The organism is Paracoccaceae bacterium (assembly GCA_012103375.1).
Classification (GTDB): domain Bacteria; phylum Pseudomonadota; class Alphaproteobacteria; order Rhodobacterales; family Rhodobacteraceae; genus WLWX01.
This window is the reverse complement of sequence record WLWX01000001.1, coordinates 660,886-667,500: the sequence shown is the minus strand read 5'-3', so window position 1 is coordinate 667,500 and position 6,615 is coordinate 660,886. Positions and strand designations below refer to the sequence as shown.

The 6,615-nt window shown below is 61.5% G+C and carries 7 protein-coding genes (1 of these 7 only partly in view); all 7 read right to left on the bottom strand.

The features are described from left to right. Positions 1-1,150: the 5' portion of a heavy metal translocating P-type ATPase gene (locus GKR99_03455; protein NKB26659.1), read on the bottom strand. 941 nt of this gene lie to the left of the window's left edge; the window shows 1,150 of its 2,091 coding nt (coding positions 1-1,150); its start codon is at positions 1,148-1,150; its stop codon lies off the left edge, out of view. A 2-nt stretch (positions 1,151-1,152) separates the two neighbouring features. After that, positions 1,153-1,611 (bottom strand): nitrogen fixation protein FixH, encoded by a 459-nt coding sequence (locus tag GKR99_03450; protein NKB26658.1) that lies wholly within the window; start codon positions 1,609-1,611, stop codon positions 1,153-1,155. A 5-nt stretch (positions 1,612-1,616) separates the two neighbouring features. After that, positions 1,617-3,026 (bottom strand): cytochrome c oxidase accessory protein CcoG, encoded by a 1,410-nt coding sequence (gene ccoG, locus GKR99_03445; protein NKB26657.1) that lies wholly within the window; start codon positions 3,024-3,026, stop codon positions 1,617-1,619. Between the two features lie 190 nt (positions 3,027-3,216). Then, positions 3,217-4,077, bottom strand: a complete 861-nt coding sequence (ccoP, locus tag GKR99_03440) for a cytochrome-c oxidase, cbb3-type subunit III (GenBank protein NKB26656.1) — start codon at positions 4,075-4,077, stop codon at positions 3,217-3,219. Next, on the bottom strand, positions 4,074-4,256 hold the full coding sequence (locus GKR99_03435; GenBank protein ID NKB26655.1) for a CcoQ/FixQ family Cbb3-type cytochrome c oxidase assembly chaperone: 183 nt from the start codon (positions 4,254-4,256) through the stop codon (positions 4,074-4,076). The genes ccoP and GKR99_03435 overlap by 4 nt, the downstream gene beginning before the upstream one ends. Positions 4,257-4,269: 13 nt before the next feature. Further along, complete coding sequence (gene ccoO / locus GKR99_03430; protein NKB26654.1) at positions 4,270-4,995, bottom strand: cytochrome-c oxidase, cbb3-type subunit II; 726 nt, start codon at positions 4,993-4,995, stop codon at positions 4,270-4,272. Positions 4,996-5,007: 12 nt separating this feature from the next. Further along, positions 5,008-6,555, bottom strand: coding sequence for a cytochrome-c oxidase, cbb3-type subunit I (gene ccoN, locus GKR99_03425; protein ID NKB26653.1), 1,548 nt, complete (start codon positions 6,553-6,555; stop codon positions 5,008-5,010). Positions 6,556-6,615 lie beyond the last annotated feature (60 nt).

Below are 6,615 nucleotides of genomic sequence, written 5' to 3'. Positions count from 1 at the left end.
GCGCGCAGGGGCACGTGATGATAAGCACAGCCACGGCAACATTCAATGCGTGGCGGATATCACCATCGAGGGTCAGCCAGCCGACAAATGCCGCCAGCGCCAGAATGTGAACGGCGGGCGCATAGACTGTTGCGGCGCGATCGGCGATGGCGGTGAAACGATTGCGCGCACCCTCGGCCACCTCGACCAGGGCTGCAAGACGGCGCAGCGTCGTGTCGTCGCCGACTTGCGTTGCCCTAAGCGTTATGGGCCCGGATAGCGATACGTCACCTGCAATCAGCTCGTCACCTTCTGCTGTCGACAAAGGCAGGCTTTCGCCGGTGATGAACGACCGGTCTATCGTCCCGTCGGGACTGATCTGAATGCCATCGACGGGGATGCGCCCGCCCGCCGCAACCTGCACGATGTCCCCGACGCGCAGATCTGCCACTGCCACGGAAACCGGGCCTTCGCGGGTCAATTGCATGGTGGTCGGGACTTCCAGCGCATTCAGTTCCTGCGCGGCCGATCGCGCCTCGTGCCGCATCCGGTGTTCCAGATAGCGCCCGCACAGCAGGAAGAATGTCAGCGACAGGGCGGCATCGAAATAGGCAGCGGCACCGCCGCTGGCGACTTCGTATGTGGACATGCCCAGCGCCAGCACGATGGCGACTGAGATCGGAACATCCATGTTCAGGCGCCCGACACGCAACGCCTGTACAGCCTTGCTGAAAAAGGGTTGTGCCGCATAGGTCGCAGCCGGGATCGCAATCGCGGCGGACAACCAGTGAAACACGTCGCGGGTGATGTCACCCGCCCCGAACCATACCGCGAACGAGAACATCATCACGTTCATCAGTGCGAAACCCGCAACCGCGATGCGCAGCAGCAGCGCCTTGCCGATGCTGTCGGATTGACCCACGGCGAGGGCCGCAGAATCCATCTCATGCGCTTCAAAACCAAGATCTTCCAGCGCGCCGATCAGCGGTTCACTTGCAAGCCCGGCCGCAGCCTCGATCGTCGCCCGCCTGCGTCCCAGGTTGACCCGCGCCGCGCGCACGCCTTTCACCTGCGCCAAGCCGCGTTCCACCTTGGCAATGCATCCGGCACAATGGATGCCCGGCAAAGACAGGGTGATTGAATCCGTTGGAGTGGGCGTTGCGTCCAGCATCGTCAATCGTCCTGTCGCACCAGAAATTCCAAGCGCTGGCGAAAGCCCGTGCCGTCATCTGCCATCGCGCTCAGCCGCAGGTTCCAGTACCCCGGCGCAACCTCGACCGGTGCGGCAAAGCCGCGCCCGTCGAAAGTGAACCGGGGCAAGATATCTGCACCGACATGCGTCGCCCGACCCAGAATCGCCTCTAACTCGGCAGGCTCGACCGGGCCCTCCGGCCCGGTGATGTCAAGGCGCAGGACACCGCGCGCATAGTTGACCGAGGTGGTCCAGCCCAGCGCCTCCTGCGCGTCGCGGGCGTCCTGAAACTGTTGGCTGGCGACGTAGGCGTTTCCGGTCTCCAGCCCGGGAAACGTCCCTACAGCCTGGAATGCCATGAACAGGTTGACGCCGATAATGACGCTGAACGCCACGATCATCCAGATCAGGACCATACGCCCGGTGATTTCCTGTTCCATCTGGCTCAGCCTCCGCGTCCGTTGAATGTGTTGTCCTGATACGCACGTTCGCCGGTATCGGCGTTTTCGACCCACAGGCGCACGTCGCTGCGATCCGCGCGCGCCGCCGCGCTGCTTGCCGGGGCCGTCAGATAGACGCGTGCGGCCAGTGTCTGATCCGCCGGAACCGTCAGCCGGGTCGCCTCGGCGCCCTCAACGCTCAGCTGGATCAAACCCGCATCGCTTAGGGACAAGTCGAAACTCTGCGCGGTGCCCTGCTTGTTGCGCAGCCGGATGTCGTAAACATTCCGGACAGAGCCATCGGAGAGCACGACGAAGGTCGGATTGCGCACGGCGGCGACGGTCATCTCGATCTCAGGGCGGATGAACAGCGCAAACAGCAGCCCCACGCCGACCGCCGCCCAAAGGCCGGTATAGATCATCGTACGCAACCGCAGTACATGTTGCCAGATCGGACGCGGAGCCGCGCCACCGCGTTCCAGCGGCTCGTCACTCAACGCGAGGTAGTCGATTAGACCGCGCGGCTTGCCGATCCTGTCCATCACGTCGTCACAGGCGTCGATGCACAGCGCGCAGGTAATGCACTCCATCTGTTGTCCGTCGCGGATGTCGATGCCCATGGGGCAGACGTTCACGCAGGCCATGCAGTCGATGCAGTCGCCGGTGGTGTTGTCATGTTTCTTGCCACGGGGTTCGCCGCGCCAGTCGCGATAGGCAACGGTCAGCGTATCGTCATCCATCATCGCGGCCTGAATGCGCGGCCAGGGGCACATATAGATGCAGACCTGTTCGCGCATGAAGCCGCCAAACACGAAGGTCGTCGCGGTCAGCACGGCGATGGTGGCGTAGGCAATCGGGTGCGCGGTGAATTGGACAAGATCGCGCGCCAGCGTTGGCGCATCGGTGAAATAGAACACCCAGGCCCCGCCCGTCGCCACGGCAATCGCCAGCCAGACAAGCCATTTGCTCACCCGAAGCCGCCATTTCTTCGCGTCCCATTTGGCTTTCCACAACCGTACGCGGGCGTTGCGGTCGCCCTCGATCCAACGCTCAACCAGGATGAACAGATCGGTCCAGACGGTCTGCGGGCAGGCATATCCGCACCAGACCCGGCCCAGCGCGCTGGTGAACAGAAACAGCCCCAGACCCGCCATGATCAGCAACCCGGCGACGAAATAGAATTCGTGCGGCCAGATCTCGATCCAGAAGAAATAGAAACGGCGGTTCGCCAGATCGACCAGAACCGCCTGATCAGGCAGGTTCGGGCCGCGATCCCAGCGGATCCAGGGCGTCAGATAATAGATCGCCAGCGTCACCCCCAAGATCCACCATTTCAAACGGCGGAATGGGCCGCTGACACGGCGCGGGAATATCGGCTCCTGCGGAGCGTATAGGGGCTGATCTGACGCGGGCATGCGTCTGCCTCCAAAAATGACCTGTTCGCAAGGGTCAGGTTATGGCGTGTCTGGTCCGGCGTTCTTGATCCAGATCAAAGAGGGGGCCTCTTGGAGGTGAGGCCCCCTCCCGCGGTGCAACGCAGCAGAGGTGTTGCGAACAGGCCCCTGCCTTGCACCACACCGGGCAGCGGGTGCCCGGATGGGTGTTTCATTCGCCGCCGCCAAGCTGATGAACATAGGTGGTCACGGCCTTCACATCCGCCTCGGACAGGCGCGTGCCCCAGGGCGGCATGACACCGAAACGGCTGTTGGTGACAATCTCCGTAATCGCCTCGGCATCGCCGCCAAAAAGCCAGATCGCATCGCTGAGCTTTGGCGCGCCAAGATCGCGCATCCCTTCACCCTGTTCGCCATGGCACGAGGCACAATGGTCGGCAAAAACCGCTTCACCCATCGCGGCCAGCCCAGCGTCGTGATCCTGCCCCGAGATGTTCAGGACATGCTGCACCACGGCTGTGATCTCCTCCGCTTCCAGCAGGTCGCCAAACGCAGGCATTTCCGAATATCGGCTGTCATCATCGTCGTCCGAACGCACGCCATGGCGCACCGTCAGCGCAATATCCTCTAGTGAGCCACCCCACAGCCAGTCATCGTCCAGCAGGTTCGGATACCCCTTGGCCCCCGCCGCCCCGGATCCGTGGCATTGCGAACAATTGGTGCGGAACACCGCTGCGCCGCCAGCAACGGCATACCGGTGCAGGGGGTCGTCGGCCGCAATCGCGCCGAGGTCGATCGCGGTCAGTTGCGCCTCCAGCCCCGCGTTCTGCGCATCAACTGCGGCAATATCGGCGGCGACTTCGGCGCGGGTTGAATAGCCAAGCAACCCGGCGGTCGCGCCATTGACCAGCGGCCACGCCGGATAGGCGATCACGTATCCGATGCCCCAGACAATCGTGGCATAGAAGGTCCAAAGCCACCAACGTGGAAGCGGGTTGTTCAGCTCTTTGATGCCATCCCATTCGTGGCCGGTGGTGTCGGTGCCGGTGACGTCGTCGCGATCTTCGCTCATCTCGACACCTCCGACTGATCGGGCGCATCTTCGTTGCGAAACGGGATGTTCGCGGTGTCACGGTGCTGGGCGCGACTTCCGGGGCGGAACGCCCACAAGACCACGCCCAGAAAGAACAGCGTCAACGCAAGCAGAACCCAGCTGTCGGCCAGTTCGCGCAGGAAAGAATAAGTGTCCATGGTCAGGCCTCCGTCAGCGGCTGGCGTCGGGCACGAAGGTCGAGAAATCGACCAGCGTCCCCAGCATTTGCAGATAAGCGATCATCGCATCCATTTCCGACACGCCCGGCGCGCCGTCGAAATTCCGCACCTGTGCACCGGGATAGCGTTCAAGCAGCGCGTCATAGTCGCTGTCGGGGTCCGCCTGATTGATGAAATCCGCAGCAGCCTGCGCAATCATCTCGTCACTGTAAGGAACTCCGACCATGCGATGCGCGTTCAGCAGATCACCGATGTGATCCGGCTCTAGCAACGTGTTGGCCAAAAACGCGTATTTCGGCATGATGCTTTCGGGCACGACCGATTGCGGATCAACCAGGTGATCCAGATGCCAGCCGTCCGAATACCGCCCGCCAACCCGCGCAAGATCCGGCCCGGTGCGCTTTGACCCCCATTGGAACGGATGATCGTACATCGATTCCGCTGCCAGCGAGTAATGGCCATAGCGCTCAACCTCGTCGCGCATCGGGCGGATCATTTGGCTATGGCAGGTATAACACCCCTCACGCACGTAGATCTCGCGCCCCGTCAGTTCCAGCGGGCTGTAGGGGCGCACGCCGTCCACCTTTTCGATGGTGTTTTCGAGGTAAAACAGCGGGGCGATCTGCACCGCGCCGCCGATGGTCACCACGATGAACGAGAAGACCAGAAGCAGCATCGCATTGCGTTCAAGCCGTTTGTGTTTGTCCAGAAATGCCATGTCCCGCGCCCCCTATTCCGCCGGAACCGCAGCAACAGACGTACGCGGCCCCCGGATCGTCATCCACATGTTCCAGACCATGATCAGCCCGCCTGACAGGAACAGCAGCCCGCCCAACCCGCGCACCACGTACATCGGGAATTTCGCAGCGACCGTGTCGGCGAAGCTGTTGACCAGGAAGCCCTGATCATCGACTTCGCGCCACATCAGCCCTTCCATGATGCCGGTCACCCACATCGAGGCCGCGTAAAGGACGATGCCGATCATCGCCAACCAGAAGTGCCAGTTGATTGCGGACATCGAATGCATCTGCGCCCGCCCCCAAAGCCGCGGCGTCAGGAAATAGAGCGCGCTGAACGTGATCATCCCGTTCCAGCCCAAAGCCCCGGAATGCACGTGACCAATCGTCCAGTCGGTGTAGTGGCTGAGGCTGTTGACAGCCCGGATCGACATCATCGGGCCTTCAAAAGTGCTCATCCCGTAAAACGCCAGGCTGACCACCATCATGCGGATGATCGGATCGGTCCTCAGCTTGTCCCACGCGCCTTGCAGGGTCATCAGACCGTTGATCATCCCACCCCACGACGGCATCCACAGGATGATCGAAAACACCATGCCCAGGGTCGAGGCCCAGTCAGGCAGCGCCGTATAGTGCAGGTGGTGCGGACCGGCCCAGATATAAAGGAAAATCAACGCCCAGAAGTGGATGATGGACAGTTTATAGCTGAACACCGGACGCTCGGCCTGTTTCGGGACGAAGTAGTACATCATCCCAAGGAACCCGGCGGTCAGGAAAAACCCGACCGCGTTGTGGCCGTACCACCACTGGGTCATGGCGTCCTGAACGCCCGCGAACAACTGCACGGATTTGGACCCGAAAATCGACACCGGCACGGCCATGTTGTTGACCAGATGCAGCATGGCGACGGTGACGATGAAGCTTAGGAAGAACCAGTTGGCGACATAGATATGCGGTTCGCGCCGTTTCACGATCGTCCCAAGGAAGACGACAAGATAAGCGACCCAGATGATGGTCAGCCAGATGTCGACGTACCACTCAGGCTCGGCGTATTCCTTTGATTGCGTCGCCCCCAGCAGATAGCCGCTGGCCGCCAGAACGATGAACAGTTGATAGCCCCAGAACACGAACCAATGCAGATTGCCGCCCCATAGGCGTGCAGCACAGGTGCGCTGGACAATATAGAATGACGTGCAAATCAACGCGTTGCCCCCGAACGCGAAAATCACGGCCGAGGTATGGATCGGCCGCAGCCGCCCGAAGTTCGCGAAGGGCTGTGCCCAGTCGAAGTTGAGTGCCGGAAACGCCAGTTGGAAGGCAATGATCACGCCGGCGCGGATCACGCCATCGGCGTAACCGGTGGCCGCAACAGGGGTTTCATCCGGATCATAGTTGCGCAGCGTCCATAGAAAAACGCCCCCCGCGACCAGCATGATCAGGATTGCATGAACCTGAAACGCAAGATCACGCGCGAAATTGGCCGATATGGCCGCCCAAAGGGTAATCATACCCAACACAATGAGCTTAAGGGCGATTGCCATGGGCACACCTCCGTATTGTGGCAAACCCGAATTTGCGGGTTGCCTGACCTGTTCACATGG